Consider the following 17,741-nt stretch of genomic DNA (forward strand, 5'->3'; position numbering starts at 1 on the left):
AGCACCCTGGGAGCAAGGTTCGTGGCAGCCCTCGCACGCTGGTGTGTCCAGCGCCGCCTCGTCGCCGTTCTGCTGTGGCTCCTCGCCTTCGGCGGGGTGACCGCGGCGGCCGTGGCCACGGGCACCGCGTACTCCAACGACTACGAGGTCGCCGGCACCGAGTCCGGCCGCGCCACCCAGCTCCTCCAGGACGGCTTCCCCGGCTTCGGCGGCGACAGCGACACCGTTGTCTGGCACACCGACTCCGGCACCGTCCGCGCCGCCGACGTCCAGCAGACGATGAACCGCACCCTGGAGGAGATCGCCGAGCTGCCCGGGGTGGCCTCCGTGGCCGGCCCCTACGACGGGCACGGCGCGGGCCGGGTCAGCGGGGACGGACGTACCGCCTACGCCACGGTCACCTTCGAGGACCGGGCCGAGCACATCGACCAGGCGGAGGCGCAGGCGGTCGTCGACACCGCCAAGGAAGCCGAGGCCGAAGGGCTCCAGGTGGAGCTCGGCGGCACCGCGATCGGGCTCACCGAATCCTCCGGCGGGCATCTCGCCGAGGTGGTCGGCGTGGCTGTCGCCGCGGTCGTCCTCTTCCTCGCCTTCGGCTCGCTCGCCGCCTCCCTGCTGCCCATCGCCACCGCACTGGTCAGCGTCGGCACCGCCTACGCCGGGACCGTGCTGCTCGGGCACGCCATGACCGTCGCCGACTTCGCGCCCATGCTCGGCATGCTGATCGGGCTCGGCGTCGGCATCGACTACGCGCTGTTCATCGTCACCAGACACCGGCGGGGGCTGAAGCGCGGGCTGACCGTCAACGAGTCGATCACCAACGCCGTCACGACCACCGGACGGGCCGTCGTGTTCGCGGGTGCCACCGTTTGCATCGCCCTGTCGGGCATGCTGATCCTTCGGCTGAACTTCCTCAACGGCGTCGCCATAGCGGCCTCGCTGACCGTGGTCCTCACCGTCGCGGCCTCCGTGACCCTGCTGCCCGCCCTGCTGTCCTTCATCGGCATGCGCGCCCTCAGCCGCCGTGAGCGCCGCCGACTGGTCGAGCACGGGCCCGAACCGGAGCTGCCGACCGGGTTCGCCGCCCGCTGGTCGGCGTTCGTCGAGCGCCACCCCAAGCTGCTCGGCGTCCTCGCCCTGGTCGTCATCACGATCCTCGCCCTGCCCACCCTCTCCCTGCGCCTGGGCACCTCCGACCAGGGCAACAACCCGGGGACCGCCACCACCCGGCAGGCCTACGACCTTCTCTCCGACGGCTTCGGCCCCGGCGTCAACGGCCCGCTGACCCTGGTGACCCACGTCGACGGCGCCGACGACAAGCTCGCCCTGGACAACCTCGACACCACCCTTCGCTCCACCGAGGGCGTCGCCTCGGTGACCCCGGTGACCTTCAACTCGGCCGGTGACACCGCGTATCTCACGGTCGCCCCCGAGTCCTCGCCGCAGTCCGACAGGACCAGCGACCTCGTCGAGCGGCTGCGCTCCGAGGTGCTCCCGCGCGCGGAGACCGGCACTTCGCTCGATGTGCAGGTCGGCGGGGTGACCGCCGGCTACGACGACTTCGCCGATGTCATCGTCGGCAAGCTGCCCCTGTTCGTCGGTGTCGTCGTCGGCCTCGGCTGTCTGCTGCTTCTGCTCGCCTTCCGGTCCATCGGCATCCCGCTGAAGGCCGCCGCGATGAACATCGCCGCCGTGGCCGCCGCCTTCGGCGTCGTCGTCGCCGTCTTCCAGTGGGGCTGGGGGAGCGAACTGCTGGGCCTCGGCCGCGCCGGGCCGATCGAACCCTTCCTCCCGGTGATCATGGTGTCCGTGCTCTTCGGGCTCTCCATGGACTACCAGGTGTTCCTGGTCAGCCGGATGTACGAGGAGTGGCTGGAGACCGGCGACAACCGGCGGGCCGTACGGATCGGCCTCGCCGAGACCAGCCGGGTGATCAACTCCGCCGCGGTCATCATGATCTCGGTCTTCCTCGCCTTCGTGCTCAGCGGCGACCGGGTGATCGCCATGTTCGGCATCGCGCTCGCCGCCGCCGTCGCCCTGGACGCCTTTGTCCTGCGCACCCTGCTCGTGCCCGCCCTCATGCATCTGCTCGGCGGCGCCAACTGGTGGCTGCCGCGCTGGCTGGACGCCCGGCTGCCCCGGATCAGCATCGAGCCGCCCGAGGCCCGCGCCGCCCATGAGAAGCTGGCCGCTGCGACGGACGCCGAGGTGGCGGACGTACTGGCGAAGGAGCAGCGGCAGGATGTACGCGATATCGCTGGGTGACGACGGCGCCGAACTGCGGCCGCTCGAGCCCTGGCACGCCGAGGAGTTCCTAGCGCACCTGGAGCGCGGGCGGGAGTTCATCAACCAGTACGTCCCGTTCGGCTCGAAGGCCAAGGACACCGCCGGTGCGCGCGAGGTCCTCCAGCGGTACGCCGACATGCGCGCCGCCGACACCGGATCCCTGCACGGCCTGTGGACGGACGGGAAGCTGGTCGGCGGGGTGCTCTTCCTGAACTTCGACGCGGAGGCCCGCAACTGCGAGGTCGGGTGCTGGCTGGAGCCGGCCGGGACCGGGCGCGGGCTCGTCACGCGCGCGATGCGGGTGCTCCTGGACTGGGCGTTCGGCGAGCGCGGCATGCGCCGCGTGGTGTGGTGCGCGGCCGCGGCCAACGAACCCAGCATCAATGTGGCCCGGCGGCTCGGCATGACCCGGGAGGGCGTCCTCAGGGAGAACTACCCCCACCGGGGCGTTCGCCATGACACCGAGGTGTGGGCCATCCTCGCTTCCGAGTGGCACGACGCACGCGCGCGTGCCGCTCACAACGATCATTAAGAAAGCTCTCAGACAGCCTCCGTACGGTGCGAGACATGGGAACGAAGACAGTGGACGAGACGAAGACCGCCGAGGAGCAGGAGGCCGTCGAGGCCACCGAGCCCGACGACATCGAGGAGACCGACGCCGAGATCCTCCAGAACGGCGCTGACGACGGCGACGAGCAGCCCCAGGACGTGCAGGAGGGCGCCTCCTTCGTCGGCCAGGGCGCGGTCGCGGTCGTCTCCGCGGCCCTCGGCCTGGTGTCGCTGACGGGCAGTTGGGTCGGCACGGTGGCCTCGGCGCGCGCGGAGATCACCGGCCAGCTGGAGATGCAGGCCGCGTCGAACCCGAGCGTCGCAGCACAACTGCAGGCGCTCTACGGCGACGCCTGGCAGACCACCGCGCTGTGGGGCGGAGCCTTCGCGCTGGTCGCGCTGCTTGTCGGCGTCGTGGTCCTCGCCCGGCCGGCGTTCGGCGCCCCGGGCAAGCCGCAGCCCGTGTGGATCAAGTCGGTCGCCTGGGGCGGCGTCGCGCTCGGTGTGATCGGCCTGCTCCTCGCGGTCCTCAAGTACACCGACGTCCTGCTGGGACTGCCCTCCGCCGGCTGAATCACCGCAGGTCCTGAGGGGTCTTAGGGCATCCGTAAGCACCTTACGGAGCACCTGAGGCCCCTCACGCGCGTCTAAGGCCCCGTACGGCGCCGAAGATGCGGAAGTCTCCCGATGTGGCGGACCCCCCTGGGAGACGAGAGTTGAGGCATCGCAGCAAGTGAAGCCAACTCTCCCAAGGGGACACCATGTTCGAGCACGAGCTCTACCACCTCCGCTCCACCGAGCTCATCCGCGAGGCGCAGAACGAGCGCCTGGTCCGCGAGATCGTCCGCGGCCGCCGCGCCGCCCGCCGGGAAGCGGCCCGCCAAGACGCCGAGGGCGAGGTGCATACCTCCCGCCGCGGCCGGCTCCGCTCCACCCGCACCGCGTGAGCACCCAGGGACGGCGGCCGGGTCATGTCCCTGCCGTCGTCCCGAGAACCGGTGCCCCTCTGTCGGAGCCGCGTGCGATGCTCTGGCCCGTGGAAAACCAGTCCGTCAGCCCGGTGTTCGTCGGTCGCGCCGACGAGATGCAGACCCTGAACGACGCGCTCGCCCGCGCTGAGGCCGGGGGCACCTCCCAGGCTCTCGGCACTGGGGGAGAGCCCCAGGCGCTGCTGCTCGGCGGTGAGGCCGGGGTCGGCAAGACCCGCCTCGTCGAGGAGTTCGCGAACCGCGCCGCTCGCGCCGGAGCCGTCGTCGCCCTCGGCGGCTGCGTCGAGATCGGCGCCGACGGACTGCCCTTCGCCCCCTTCTCCACCGCCCTGCGCGCCCTGCGCCACGAACTCCCCGCCGAACTCGCCGCCGCGGCCGCGGGCCAGGAGGAGGAACTGGCCAGACTGCTGCCCGAACTCGGCGAGACCGGCTCCAAGCGGTACGACGAGAACGGCATGGCCCGCCTCTTCGAACTCACCGCCCGTCTCCTGGAGCGCGTCGCCGCCGACCGCACGGTCGTCCTCGTCCTGGAGGACCTGCACTGGGCCGACGCCTCCACCCGCCACCTCTTCGCCTATCTCGTCCGCACCCTGCGCACCGGCCGCCTGGTCGTCCTCGCCACCTACCGCTCCGACGACATCCACCGCCGCCATCCGCTGCGCCCCCTGCTCGCCGAACTCGACCGGCTGCGCACCGTCCGCCGGATCGAACTCGCCCGCTTCAACCGCGACGAGGTCGGCCGGCAGATCGCCGGCATCCTCGCCGGCGAACCCGACCCGGCCCAGGTCGACGAGATCTTCGAACGCTCCGACGGCAACGCCTTCTTCGTCGAGGAACTCGCCGTCGCCGCCCACGAGGGTTGCTGCACCGGGCTCACCGACTCCCTGCGCGATCTGCTCCTGGTGCGGGTGGAGGCGCTGCCCGAGCCCGCCCAGCGGGTCGCCCGGATCGTCGCCGAGGGCGGCTCCACCGTGGAGTACCGGCTGCTCGCCGCCGTCGCCCGGCTCGCCGAGGACGATCTCATCGAGGCGCTGCGGGCCGCCGTGGGCGCCGGCATCCTCAGCGCCGCGCCCGGCGGCGACGGCTATCGCTTCCGGCACTCCCTGGTCCGCGAGGCCGTGAGCGACGACCTGCTGCCCGGCGAGCGCTCCCGCCTCAACCGTGCCTACGCCGAGGCCCTTCAGGCCGATCCGAGCCTCGTCCCCGCCGACGAACGCGTCATGCGCCTGGCCAGCTACTGGTACCACGCCCACGACCCCGCCAAGGCCCTGCCCGCCGTCCTGGACGCCTCCGTCACGGCCCGCTGCCGGCACGCCTACTCCGAACAACTGCGGCTCCTGGAACGCGCGATGGAGCTGTGGGACTCCGCGCCCGAGGACGTACGGGCGACCCTGCGCCCCGTCGACTACACCGAGGTCTATCCCCCCTGCGGCTGCGACCCCGCCACCACGGCGCTGCGCTATCTCGACCTGATGGCCGAGGCCGCCGTCGCCGGACGGCTGTGCGGGGAGCGGGAACGCGCCCTGAAGATCACCAAGCGGGCGCTGCGACTGCTCGACGGGGAGGGCGAGGGCGATCCTCCCCCGTGCTCTCAACCGCGTTCGAGACGGGGGGACCCCCAGCGCGCCGCGTGGTTCTGGATCCAGCGCTCCCGACTGGTCCAGGCACAGGCCCGTGGCGACGGCTGGCAGGAGATCGCCACCGCCCAGGAACTGGTCCGCGGACTGCCGCCGTCCGAGGTGCACGCCGAGGTGCTGGCCACCGCGGCCGCCTGGGCCATGGTCCGGGCACCGGGACCCGAGGCCATGACCGCCGCCGAGCGCGCCGTCGAGTACGCGCGGATGGTGGGCGCCACCGACATCGAGCTCAACGCCCGTCTCACCCACGGTGTGCTGCTCGTCGACGCCGGGGACATCGAGACCGGGCTCGGCCTGCTGTACGAGGTCCAGGAGCAGGCGGTGTCCTCGGGGCCGGCGTCCGTGCTGGGCCGAAGCCACATCAACCTGGCGTCCGTCCTCGAAGGCATCGGCCGCTCCGAAGAGGCGGTCGGCATCCTGCGCGCGGGACTGCGGCTCACCCAGGACCGGGGCCTGAGGGACTCCGAGGCCTGGATCTGGGCCAATCTCGCCGAGGCGCTGATCTCCCTGGGCCACTGGGAGGAGGGAGCGGAGGCCGCGGTCACCGCCCAGCGCACCGGCCAGGTCGCCAAGCCACGCGGCTGCGCCGCCCACTGCCTGGCCTATGTCTCGCTGGCCCGCGGGCACATCGAGGAGGCCGCCCGGCATCTGGCCGACGGCCGCGCCTCCTACGGCACCCACGACCCCATGCCGCAGAACAACCTGCCGCTGTCCCGGCTCGCGATCGCCATCGCCGCCGCCGAGGGCCGCATCCTCGACGCCCGCGCCGAACTCTCGCGCACCCTCGACACCGGCTTCCAGCCCGGCACCCAGCGCTACGCCTGGCCCCTCCTGCTGGCCGCCGCCACCGCCGAGGCCGACGCCCAGGACCTGCCCGCCGCCGGCGAGGGCCGAGCCGAGACCCTGGAACGCCTCTTCGGCGCGGTGAAGACCCTCACCACCGACGCCCCCATCTGGCACGCGTACGACCAATGGGTCCGCGCGGAACTCCACCGCGCCGAGGGACACGCGCCGGTCGACCTCTGGTCGACGGTGGTCACCGCCTTCGAGCAACTCCAGCGCCCCTACGACCTGGCCCGCGTCCGTCACCGCCTCGCCGAGGCCCTGCTGACCGCGGGCGGTGAGGAGGATCGCGCCCCGGCCGCGGAGCTGCTCCGCCTCGCCCACGCGGTCGCCGAGCACCTGGGCGCCCGCCCCCTGGCCGACGAGGTCACATCGCTGGCCCGGCGAGCCCGGCTCCCCCTGACCCCGGACGCCCCTCGCACCTCCACCGACACCCTCGGCCTCACCAGCCGAGAACACGACGTCCTCCGCCTGGTCTCAGCGGGCCGCACCAACCGCCAGATAGCCGAGGAACTCTTCATCTCCCCGAAGACGGCCAGCGTCCATGTCTCCAACATCCTCGCCAAGTTGGGGGTGGCGGGGCGCGGGGAAGCGGCGGCGGTGGCGCATCGGATGGGGCTGTTCGACCCGGACTCGCTCCGCGCTCCAGCGGCCGGATGAGAACGGCGCCGAGCGCGACGTACGCTGTCAGGGACCGGGGCAGGGAGGCGCCGTGTTCAACATGTTCGAGGAACTGTTCGCACCCGGCCGCAAGCACACCCGCGATGAGCAGAACCGGCTGGAGCTCACCCGGGAGGACGTGGGGGACGGGGATCCCGGGCGGGGGCCGATAGATCTCGCGTCCGGGAAGGTCGTCGTGCGGATGCCGGTCGAGAAGCCGGGGCCGGAGCCGGACGAGGACTGAGCGGCGGTCTACTTCACCCGCACCTCCAGAATCCGGTCGTCCCCGTCCTCCGGGCTGCCCCGGCCGTCGGTGTTGCTCGTCGTCACCCACAGTTTGTCGCCGCCCGCCGGGACCACCGTGCGCAGGCGGCCGTAGTCGCCCTCCAGGAAGGACTGGGGGTCGGCCGAGGCCTCCGTGCCGCTCAGGGGGATGCGCCACAGGCGCTCGCCCTTCAGGCCCGCCATCCAGATCGAGCCCTCGGCGTAGGCGATGCCGCTGGGGGAGGCCTCGTCCGTCGTCCACTGGGCTATCGGGTTGTGGAACGCCGGGTTGTCCGACCTGCCCTCGGCCTCCGGCCAGCCGTAGTTGTCGCCCGGCTTGATCGTGTTCAGCTCGTCCCAGGTGTCCTGGCCGAACTCCGCGGCGAACAGCCGCTGTTCGGGGTCCCAGGCCAGACCCTGCACATTGCGGTGGCCGTACGAATACACCGGGGAGTCGGAGAAGGGGTTGCCGGGGGACGGCTCGCCCTCCGGGGTCATCCGAAGGATCTTGCCGCCCGGGGACTCCTTGTCCTGGGACAGACCCTCCTCACCGCTCTCGCCCGTGCCCGCGTAGAGCATCTTGTCGGGGCCGAAGGCGATCCGGCCGCCATTGTGGATGAAGCCCTTGGGGATGCCCTTGAAGATGGTGTCGGGCGCGCCCAGTTGCTCGCCGGACGGCTTGTCCTCGTCGAGGAGCATCCGGACGATGCGGTTGTCCGAGGCCGAGGTGAAGTACGCGTAGACCATGTGGTCCGAGGCGTAGTCCGGGGAGAGCGCCAGGCCCATCAGACCGCCCTCTCCGGCAGGGGACACCCCGGGCACCTCGCCCACCTCGGTCTTCTTGCCGGTCTCGGAGTCGACCCGGGTGATCGTGCCCTCGTCACGGGAGGAGACGAGCAGATCGCCGTCGGGGAGCGGGGCCAGCCCCCAGGGCGTCTTCAGGTCCTCGGCGACGGTGCGCACCACCTCGGCCGAGCCCTTCGCGGGCGGGGCCTCCTCAGTCGCCCGGGACGAAGGCGGCGCCGCCGAGGTCGTACCACTCGATGCCGCGCCGTCACCCCCGCCGGACGAGCCCCCTTCGTCGTCGGAGGAACACCCGGCCGTCAGCAGGAGCGCGGCCGCGGCCAATACGGCCGACACAGCACGACGTTGCACGATCTTGGTCCCTTCGACGCGGCGACTTCTAGTTGTCATACACCGCTCGCGCCTCACAGGTTCCCGATCACCGAACCCCGAATCACGATCGGTCCGGTCAGTCCCACGACCCCCGCGCCCCCGGCAGCGCCCCCACCTCCGCCAGATCCTCCGCCGTCAGCCGCAGCTCCGCCGCCCCCGCGTTCTCCGCCACCCACCGCTCCCGCTTCGCCCCGGGCACCGGCACCACGTGCCGCCCCTGCGCCAGTACCCACGTCAGCGCCACCTGGGCCGGGGTGACGTCCTCGCCGTGGCGGCGGGCGATGCGGCGCAGACCGGCCACGATCGGCTGGTTCGCCGCCATCATCTCCGCCGTGAAGCGGGGGTGGCGGGCGCGGACATCGTCCGGTTCGAAGCCCTCGCCCGGGGTCAGCGTGCCGGTCAGGAAGCCGTTGCCGAGCGGCATCGCCGCCAGGAAACCGATACCTCGCGCCTTGCACCACGGCAGCAGCGACTCCAGCGCCTCCGGCGACCACACCGACAGCTCCGCCTGCACCGCGCTCACCGGGAAGACCTGCTGCATCCGCCGCAACTGACGCAGGGTGGTGTCGTGCAGACGGGTCCCGGAGCGGCGGCCGCCGCGCGCGCCCACCGCGCACATGCCCAACGCCCGTACCTTTCCGGCCTGGACGAGCTCCGCCATCGCCCCCCAGGTCTCCTCCACCGGAACCTCGGGGTCCGCGCGGTGCAGCTGGTACAGGTCGATCACATCCGTCTGGAGTCGCCGCAGCGAGGCGTCGCACGCCCGCTTCACATAGCCGGGGCGGCCGTTGGCCACGATGTGCTGCTCACCGACCAGCAGCCCGACCTTGGTCGACACGAAGGCGTCCTGCCGACGCTCCTTCAACACCCGCCCCAGCAACAGCTCGTTGGTGAACGGGCCGTACATGTCGGCCGTGTCCAGCAGCGTCGAGCCCAGATCCAGCGCCCGGTGCACGGCCCTCAGCGACTCGTCACCACGCTGCCGCGATCCGCTGTACGCCCAGCTCATCGGCATGCACCCGAGTCCGACGGCCCCCACCGCGAGCGCCGCCGCGCCGATCGTCCTGCGCTCCACCTGCTCGTGACCCTCCCTCTTCCGGCACCCCAACCTAACCTCTGCCGTCCCCGGGACCTGACATAGCCTCCGGAGCATGACTCCTGACGTATGGCTTCCCATCCCGCCGGAAGAGATCGAGGGGCTCCCCGAGGGGCCGGAGTACCGCTTCTGGGACGGCGCCGACGACTATCCCGCTGACCCCGCCGCGTGCGCCTTCTACGTCGTCCCCTACATGAAGCCGCCGGGCCTCGGACAGCGCCCGCTGCCCATGATGAGCTCCGTCGAGGTCGTGCAGACGCTGTCCGCCGGAACCGACCACGTCGAGCCGGGCCTGAAGCACCTGCGCCCCGGAGTGAGGCTCTGCAACGCGCGGGGGGTGCACGAGGCGAGCACCGCCGAGCTCACGCTCGCGCTCATCCTGGCCTCGCTGCGTGGCATCCCTGACTTCGTGCGCGCCCAGGACAAGGGGGAGTGGCGCGGCGGGTTCCGGCCGGCGCTGGCCGACAAGACCGTTCTCATCGTGGGATACGGCTCGATCGGCGCCGCCATCGAGGACCGGCTCGCGCCGTTCGAGCTCGCGCGGGTGACGCGCGTCGCGCGCTCCGAGCGCACCACGGCGCGCGGTCTGGTGCATCCGCTCACCCGACTTCCCGCCCTGCTCCCCGAGGCGGACGTCGTCGTGCTGTCCACACCGCTCACCGAAACCACCCGTCACCTGGTCGACGCCGACTTCCTGGCCCGGATGAAGGACGGCGCGCTGCTGGTGAACGTCGCGCGCGGGGGCGTCGTCGACACCAAGGCCCTGCTCGCCGAACTGGAGAGCGGGCGCATCACCGCGGCCCTCGACGTCACCGACCCGGAACCGCTGCCCCCGGGCCACCCCTTGTGGCAGGCGACCGGCCTGCTCATCAGCCCGCACGTGGGCGGTCCGACATCCGCCTTCCTGCCCCGCGCCAAGCGGCTGCTGGTCGACCAGTTGAGCCGTTTCGTGAACCGGGAGCCGCTGCGCAACGTGATCCTTACGACGGGCGCACCCAGCAGCCCGTCGACAGACGCAATAGCCACGTAATCCGGTTCGGGTACCCTCCGCAATCCTCTGGACGCGGTCCGTGCCCGCATCCCCGCTGGTCGTCACGGAGCGTAGAGAACCTATGTCCCTGAGTGACGATGCTGGTGTATCGTCCCGACAGGGGCTGCGCCGCGCACCGTTCGGCGCCGGGGATGGACATTTCAGACTGTGAGGGGGGCGACGGGCGATGCACGGCCTATGGACCAACGATCCGACGCGGCGGGGCCGCCGACGGCGACCCTGGGGCACGACCGCGCGCAGACGCGGCCACCACGGCAATCACGGCGGACACCACAGCCACCAGCGCAGGCACAGCAGCCGCAGGCGGCATGCCCATCCAGTGCACCGGGACCCGCGGGACCCGGGAGCGGCGCGGACCGGGAGGGACCGGTGAGCTCGCCGCCGCCTCCCACGACCACCCTCAACGGAGCGTTGCGGGCCCGTCCTTCGTCGGGATCGCTGCCCCGGCCGCCGTCCTCGGGCGGCGGGACCGGCATGGCCCCCCAACTCGTCCTGGCCCTGGTCTGCGCGGGATACGCCGTCGGTTCCGCGCTCGGCTGGGGTTCGGACGAACTCGCGCTGATCATGGGTGACTTCGGGCTGAGCGCCGCGGCCGCCACCGCCGCCGTGTCGTGCCTGCTCTATGCCCGCAGCCGCCGGATCCGCTTTCGGCCGGCCTGGCTGTTGTTCGCCCTCTCCTCGGTGATGGCGGCCCTCGGCAATCTCGTCTGGGGGTGGTACGAGGTCGTACTCGGGCGTCCCGTGCCCAGCCCCAGCTACGCCGACGGGTTCTTCCTCTGCTTCGCCCCGCCCGCCATCGTGGGGCTGCTGGTGCTCGCCAAGCGCCCGGTGACCAAGTCGGGTTGGGTCTGTCTCGGCCTGGACGCCTGGCTGATCGGCGGCTCCCTGCTCACCCTGTCGTGGAGCCTCGCCCTCGCCCAGACCGCGGCCGAGTCCGAGGCGACGAGCGTGGCGCACACCGCGCTGTCGCTGGCCTACCCGCTGCTGGACATCGCGCTGGTGAGCATGGTGCTCGCCCTGCACTTCCGGCGCTCGTCGGTGAACCGCACCGCGGTCAACACCGCGATCGGGGCACTCGCCCTGACCGTGATGTGCGACGCGCTGTTCACCTCGCCGCTGATGCACAACACCTACCGCTCCGGCCAACTCCTCGACGCGGGCTGGTTCGCCGGCTCGCTACTGCTCGCCTACGCCCCCTGGGCCGGCCCCCGGGGCGGCGACGCCGAGCGGGAGGAGAGCGAGGGGCACACGCGCGTGGTGCACGAGCACCTGCCGGGACAGCGTGGCGCCGGCCACCACCCCATGCCCGCGCAGGGAGGTGATCACAGCCGGCTCCCGGCGGCCCGGCCGATAGCCGGCTCGCTGGCCGCCCTGACGCCCTATCTCGCCGCCGCCGTCTGCACGTTGGGGATCCTCTACAACGTCCTCAACGGCCGCAGCGTCGACCGCGTCGTGCTCATCACCGGCAGCACCGTCGTGCTCGCCCTCGTGACGCGCCAGGGCATCATGCTGCTCGACAACATCACCCTCGCCCAGGAACTGGCGCAGAAGGAGAACCACTTCCGCTCCCTGGTGCAGGGCTCAAGCGACGTCATCATGATCGCCGCGCCGAACGGCATCCTCCGCTACGTCTCGCCGGCCGCGGCCGGCGTCTACGGCCGCCCCGCCGAGGAACTGGTGGGTACCGAACTGGCCAATCTCATCCACCCGGAGGACCTGGGCTGCGTGGTGCACGAGGTGCGCCGCTTCCTCGCCATCAGCCCACTTGAGGAACCCACTACGCGCATCGAGTGCCGCTTCCGGTCCGGTGACGGCGGCTGGCTGAACGTCGAGTCCACCGTCAACCGCCACCACGGCGGCCTCATCTTCAACAGCCGGGACGTGACCGAAAGAGTGCGCCTGCAGGCGCAGCTCCAGCACAACGCCGAGCACGACCCGCTCACCGACCTGCCCAACCGCGCGCTGTTCACCCAGCGCGTGCAGCAGGCCCTGTCCGGCCGCCGCGCCTCCGACCGCGGCGCCGCCCTGCGCGGTACGGCCGTCCTCTTCATCGACCTGGACGGCTTCAAGGCCGTCAACGACACCATCGGGCACCAGGCCGGGGACGAACTGCTCGTCCAGGCCGCCCGCAGACTCCAGGAGGCGGTCCGGCACGGGGACACCGCCTCCCGGCTCGGCGGCGACGAGTTCGCCGCGCTCATCGTCGGGGACGGCACCCGCGACCGGTCCGCCCGCGAACGGCACATCCTGGAGCTCGCCGACCGCCTCAGGGTCACGCTGTCGCAGCCGTACGTCATCGACGGCAACGATGTCCGGGTCGCCGCCTCCATCGGCGTCGCGTTCGCCGAGCCGGGACTCGGCGCGGGCGAGCTGCTGCGCAACGCCGACCTCGCGATGTACCGGGCCAAGGCGTCCGGCAAGGGCCGGGTCGAGCTGTACAAGCCGCAGATGCAGCAGGACGTCGTACGCAAGGCGGAGCTGGCCACGCGACTGCGGGCCGCGCTGCACGACGGCGAGTTCGCGCTGCTGCACCAGCCGGTGGTGTGTCTGGAGGACGGTCGGATCACCTCGGTCGCCGCCCAGGCGCGCTGGCGGTCCTCGCAAGGGGTGCTGTTCACGCCCGCCGAGTTCCTGCGGGTCTCGGAGGACAGCGACAAGACCGCCGCGCTGGGCCGCTGGATGCTGGAGGAGGCCGTCGAGCAGGCCGCCGAACGCACCGCCACGGGGCTCTCGGTGCCGGTGGCCGTCCGGATGAGCGCGCGCCGGCTGCTGGACCGCTCGATGCCGCTCGACTCGATCGAGGCCCTGCTGACCCAGCACGGTCTGCCGTCGGGCGCGCTGGTGATCGAGCTGTCCGACACCGACGTACGGGTCTCGCTGGATGAGCTGGAGCGGCGGCTCGGTGCGCTGCGCAGGCTCGGCGTGCGGATCGCGCTGGACGGCTTCGGCAGCGGCTCCGTGGCGATCACGGCGCTGCGCAGGCTGCCCGTGGACGTCCTCAAGCTGGACCGCGGTCTGGTCGAGGGGGTCGTGGAGTCCGCGCGGCTGCACAAGATCACCAGCGGGCTGCTGCGGATCGCCACCGACCTCGGGCTCCAGTCCGTGGCCGGCGGCGTGGACCTGCCCGAGCAGGTGGAGGCGCTGCGCGCGATGGGCTGCACTCATGGACAGGGCATGGCGTTCTCGGGCCCGCTGGACGAGTTCCGGCTGCGCAGAGCGCTCCGATCCGGCCACTATCCGGTCCCGCAGGTACCGGTCGAGCCCGCGTTCGCGGGGGGCGGCTCGGGGGTGTACACCGGTGGTGTGACCGCTGTTCTCGGAGGCGGCAGTGCCCTTCTCTCACATAATGAGACTCCCGTCCCACCACCTTGACACGCGGTGTGCGCCGGGGGGAGGGTCAGTGCCATGCGCACCCGAATTCTCGTACTTGGAAAGCGCGTCGGCTGACGCTGAGCCCTTGACCGCTCAGCGATCCACTCCCGGCGCGCTCCCCTCGCTTGCCTTACGGCACGAGGGGTTTTTTGTTGCACAGGCACCTGCCGAGCAGCAGTCGTACACCGCACGAACTTCGCAAAAACCCTCAGCATCGAGAAGAGAATGCCGATGACCGAGCAGGCCACCGGGGCCCATCATCCGCAGCCGCGGCCCCGTTCCGGAGGACAGCAGTCCGCGCCCGAGCACGTCACGGGAGCGCAGTCCCTCATCCGCTCTCTTGAGGAGGTCGGCGCCGACACGGTATTCGGCATTCCCGGCGGTGCGATCCTCCCGGCGTACGACCCGCTGATGGACTCCACGAAGGTGCGTCACGTCCTGGTCCGGCACGAGCAGGGCGCGGGCCACGCCGCCACCGGCTACGCGCAGGCCACCGGCAAGGTCGGTGTCTGCATGGCGACCTCGGGCCCCGGCGCCACCAACCTGGTGACCCCGATCGCCGACGCGCACATGGACTCCGTGCCGCTGGTCGCGATCACCGGGCAGGTCGCCTCCAGGGCGATCGGCACCGACGCCTTCCAGGAGGCGGACATCGTCGGCATCACCATGCCGATCACCAAGCACAACTTCCTGGTCACCAAGGCCGAGGACATCCCGCGGGTGATCGCGCAGGCGTTCCACATCGCCGCCACAGGACGCCCCGGCCCGGTCCTGGTCGACATCGCCAAAGACGCGCTCCAGGCGCAGACCACCTTCTCCTGGCCGCCCACCATGGACCTGCCCGGCTACCGCCCGGTGACCAAGCCGCACGCCAAGCAGATCCGCGAGGCCGCCAAGCTGATCACCTCCGCCAAGCGGCCGATCCTCTACGTCGGCGGCGGTGTCCTCAAGGCCGGCGCCACCGCCGAGCTGAAGGTGCTCGCCGAGCTGACCGGCGCGCCCGTCACCACCACCCTGATGGCGCTCGGTGCGTTCCCCGACAGCCACCCCCAGCACCTGGGCATGCCCGGCATGCACGGCTCGGTGGCCGCGGTCACCGGACTGCAGAAGGCCGATCTGATCGTCGCCCTCGGTGCCCGCTTCGACGACCGCGTCACCGGCAAGCTGGACAGCTTCGCGCCGTACGCCAAGATCGTGCACGCGGACATCGACCCGGCAGAGATCGGCAAGAACCGCGCCGCGGACGTGCCGATCGTGGGCGACGCCCGTGAGGTCATCGCCGATCTGATCCAGGCAGTGCAGAAGGAGCACAGCGAGGGTCACCGCGGTGACTACGAGGCCTGGTGGAAGGACCTCAGCCGCTGGCGCGAGACCTACCCGCTCGGCTACGACCAGCCCGAGGACGGGTCCCTGTCCCCGCAGCAGGTCATCGAGCGCATCGGCCGACTCGCCCCCGAGGGCACGATCTTCGCGGCGGGCGTCGGCCAGCACCAGATGTGGGCCGCGCACTTCATCGAGTACGACAAGCCCGCCACCTGGCTCAACTCCGGCGGCGCCGGGACGATGGGCTACGCGGTCCCGGCCGCGATGGGCGCCAAGGCCGGAGCCCCGGACCGGACCGTCTGGGCGATCGACGGCGACGGCTGCTTCCAGATGACCAATCAGGAGCTGACCACCTGCGCCCTGAACAACATCCCGATCAAGGTCGCCATCATCAACAACGGCGCCCTCGGGATGGTCCGCCAGTGGCAGACGCTGTTCTACAACCAGCGTTACTCCAACACCGTGCTGCACTCCGGCCCGAACGACATCAACCCGGAGGCGAGGGGCACCCGCGTCCCCGACTTCGTCAAGCTGTCGGAGGCCATGGGCTGTTACGCGATCCGCTGCGAGGACCCGGCCGACCTCGACAAGGTGATCGAGGAGGCGAACTCCATCAACGACCGCCCCGTCGTCGTCGACTTCATCGTCCACGAGGACGCGATGGTGTGGCCGATGGTCGCCGCCGGCACCTCCAACGACGAGATCATGGCCGCCCGGGACGTCCGCCCCGACTTCGGCGACAACGAAGACGACTGAGCGAGAGAGACGTAAACAGATCATGTCCAAGCACACGCTCTCCGTCCTGGTGGAGAACACGCCCGGCATCCTGGCCCGGATCGCCGCCCTGTTCTCCCGCCGCGGCTTCAACATCGACTCGCTCGCGGTCGGCGTCACCGAGCACCCCGACATCTCCCGTATCACCATCGTGGTGAGCGTGGCCGATCTGCCGCTGGAGCAGGTGACCAAGCAGCTCAACAAGCTCGTCAACGTGCTGAAGATCGTCGAGCTTGAGCCCGGTTCGGCCGTTCAGCGCGAACTCGTTCTGGTGAAGGTGCGCGCCGACAACGAGACGCGCTCCCAGATCGTGGAGATCGTTCAGCTGTTCCGCGCCAAGACCGTCGACGTCTCCCCGGAGGCCGTGACGATCGAGGCCACCGGCTCCAGCGACAAGCTGGAGGCGATGCTGAAGATGCTGGAGCCCTTCGGCATCAAGGAGCTCGTCCAGTCCGGCACGATCGCGATCGGACGCGGTGCGCGTTCGATCACGGACCGGTCGCTGCGCGCCCTCGACCGGTCGGCATAACGACGGAACCGGGCGGCCGGGACACACCGGCCGCCCGTATACCGAGACCCCCGAACTTCCCTTCCGCCCGCCGTCATACGGTGGGACGCAACACCTGCACACCAAGGAGAGAACCCAAAGTGGCCGAGCTGTTCTACGACGCCGACGCCGACCTGTCCATCATCCAGGGCCGCAAGGTCGCGGTCATCGGTTACGGCAGCCAGGGCCACGCCCACGCGCTGTCGCTCCGTGACTCGGGTGTCGACGTGCGCGTCGGTCTGCACGAGGGCTCCAAGTCCAAGGTCAAGGCCGAGGAGCAGGGCCTGCGCGTGGTGACGCCGTCCGAGGCCGCCGCCGAGGCCGACGTCATCATGATCCTGGTCCCGGACCCGATCCAGGCCCAGGTCTACGAGGAGCACATCGCCCCGAACCTGAAGGACGGCGACGCGCTGTTCTTCGGCCACGGCTTCAACATCCGCTTCGGCTTCATCAAGCCCCCGGCCGGCGTCGACGTCTGCATGGTCGCCCCGAAGGGCCCGGGCCACCTCGTGCGCCGTCAGTACGAGGAGGGCCGCGGCGTTCCCTGCATCGCCGCCGTCGAGCAGGACGCCTCCGGAGGCGCCTTCGCGCTCGCCCTGTCGTACGCCAAGGGCATCGGCGGCACCCGCGCCGGCGTCATCAAGACCACCTTCACCGAGGAGACCGAGACCGACCTGTTCGGTGAGCAGGCCGTCCTCTGCGGTGGTACGGCCGCCCTGGTGAAGGCCGGTTTCGAGACGCTGACCGAGGCCGGCTACCAGCCCGAGATCGCGTACTTCGAGTGCCTGCACGAGCTGAAGCTGATCGTGGACCTCATGTACGAGGGCGGCCTGGAGAAGATGCGCTGGTCGATCTCCGAGACCGCCGAGTGGGGCGACTACGTCACCGGCCCGCGGATCATCACCGACGCCACCAAGGCCGAGATGAAGAAGGTCCTCGCCGAGATCCAGGACGGCACCTTCGCGCAGGCCTGGATGGACGAGTACCACGGCGGTCTGAAGAAGTACAACGAGTACAAGACCGCGGACTCCGAGCACCTGCTGGAGACCACCGGCAAGGAGCTGCGCAAGCTCATGAGCTGGGTGAACGAGGAGGCGTAAGCCTCAGCCGACAGGGCCGGAGCAGTCGCTCCGGCCCTGTTGTCCACCTCGTCCAACCACGGACGGGTGATCCT

13 protein-coding genes are annotated in these 17,741 nt (G+C 71.1%); 11 read left to right on the forward strand and 2 right to left on the reverse strand.

Features of this window, described 5'->3' with window-relative positions:
• Positions 1-21 precede the first annotated feature (21 nt).
• The 6 genes from H4N64_RS15260 (at position 22) to H4N64_RS15285 (ending at position 7,208) form a co-directional block, all read left to right on the forward strand.
• On the forward strand, positions 22-2,265 hold the full coding sequence (locus H4N64_RS15260) for an MMPL family transporter (RefSeq protein ID WP_186282847.1): 2,244 nt from the start codon (positions 22-24) through the stop codon (positions 2,263-2,265).
• Positions 2,243-2,818, forward strand: a complete 576-nt coding sequence (locus tag H4N64_RS15265) for a GNAT family N-acetyltransferase (RefSeq protein ID WP_186282848.1) — start codon at positions 2,243-2,245, stop codon at positions 2,816-2,818. Before H4N64_RS15260 ends, H4N64_RS15265 begins: the two co-directional genes overlap by 23 nt.
• 35 nt (positions 2,819-2,853) lie before the next feature.
• The gene (locus H4N64_RS15270) at positions 2,854-3,408 is read left to right on the forward strand and encodes a hypothetical protein (RefSeq protein ID WP_186282849.1); all 555 of its coding nucleotides are present in this window, start codon (positions 2,854-2,856) and stop codon (positions 3,406-3,408) included.
• A 188-nt stretch (positions 3,409-3,596) separates the two neighbouring features.
• Positions 3,597-3,782: a hypothetical protein gene (locus H4N64_RS15275; RefSeq protein ID WP_186282850.1), complete on the forward strand. Its 186-nt coding sequence runs from the start codon at positions 3,597-3,599 to the stop codon at positions 3,780-3,782.
• Between the two features lie 77 nt (positions 3,783-3,859).
• A complete protein-coding gene (locus H4N64_RS15280) occupies positions 3,860-6,964 on the forward strand; it encodes a helix-turn-helix transcriptional regulator (RefSeq protein WP_186282851.1) in 3,105 nt (1,034 codons plus the stop codon).
• A gap of 61 nt (positions 6,965-7,025) precedes the next feature.
• Positions 7,026-7,208: a DUF6191 domain-containing protein gene (locus H4N64_RS15285; RefSeq protein ID WP_222108995.1), complete on the forward strand. Its 183-nt coding sequence runs from the start codon at positions 7,026-7,028 to the stop codon at positions 7,206-7,208.
• An 8-nt stretch (positions 7,209-7,216) separates the two neighbouring features.
• Here H4N64_RS15285 and H4N64_RS15290 read toward each other — a convergent pair whose 3' ends face one another.
• Together H4N64_RS15290 and H4N64_RS15295 are read right to left on the reverse strand one after the other, a co-directional pair.
• On the reverse strand, positions 7,217-8,422 hold the full coding sequence (locus H4N64_RS15290) for a PQQ-dependent sugar dehydrogenase (RefSeq protein WP_186282853.1): 1,206 nt from the start codon (positions 8,420-8,422) through the stop codon (positions 7,217-7,219).
• A gap of 58 nt (positions 8,423-8,480) precedes the next feature.
• The gene (locus tag H4N64_RS15295) at positions 8,481-9,479 is read right to left on the reverse strand and encodes an aldo/keto reductase (protein WP_186282854.1); all 999 of its coding nucleotides are present in this window, start codon (positions 9,477-9,479) and stop codon (positions 8,481-8,483) included.
• Positions 9,480-9,555: 76 nt separating this feature from the next.
• Between H4N64_RS15295 and H4N64_RS15300 the strand changes: the two genes are divergently transcribed.
• The 5 genes from H4N64_RS15300 (at position 9,556) to ilvC (ending at position 17,667) form a co-directional block, all read left to right on the forward strand.
• A complete protein-coding gene (locus H4N64_RS15300; RefSeq protein ID WP_186282855.1) occupies positions 9,556-10,530 on the forward strand; it encodes a 2-hydroxyacid dehydrogenase in 975 nt (324 codons plus the stop codon).
• A 390-nt stretch (positions 10,531-10,920) separates the two neighbouring features.
• Complete coding sequence (locus H4N64_RS15305) at positions 10,921-13,923, forward strand: EAL domain-containing protein (protein ID WP_186282856.1); 3,003 nt, start codon at positions 10,921-10,923, stop codon at positions 13,921-13,923.
• Positions 13,924-14,154: 231 nt separating this feature from the next.
• The gene (locus H4N64_RS15310) at positions 14,155-16,002 is read left to right on the forward strand and encodes an acetolactate synthase large subunit (protein WP_186282857.1); all 1,848 of its coding nucleotides are present in this window, start codon (positions 14,155-14,157) and stop codon (positions 16,000-16,002) included.
• 22 nt (positions 16,003-16,024) lie between these two features.
• Complete coding sequence (gene ilvN, locus H4N64_RS15315) at positions 16,025-16,549, forward strand: acetolactate synthase small subunit (protein WP_007496172.1); 525 nt, start codon at positions 16,025-16,027, stop codon at positions 16,547-16,549.
• Positions 16,550-16,668: 119 nt separating this feature from the next.
• Complete coding sequence (gene ilvC / locus H4N64_RS15320) at positions 16,669-17,667, forward strand: ketol-acid reductoisomerase (protein WP_186282858.1); 999 nt, start codon at positions 16,669-16,671, stop codon at positions 17,665-17,667.
• Positions 17,668-17,741 lie beyond the last annotated feature (74 nt).

It is taken from the genome of Streptomyces cupreus (genome assembly GCF_014257025.1).
Taxonomy (GTDB): Bacteria; Actinomycetota; Actinomycetes; order Streptomycetales; family Streptomycetaceae; genus Streptomyces; species Streptomyces cupreus.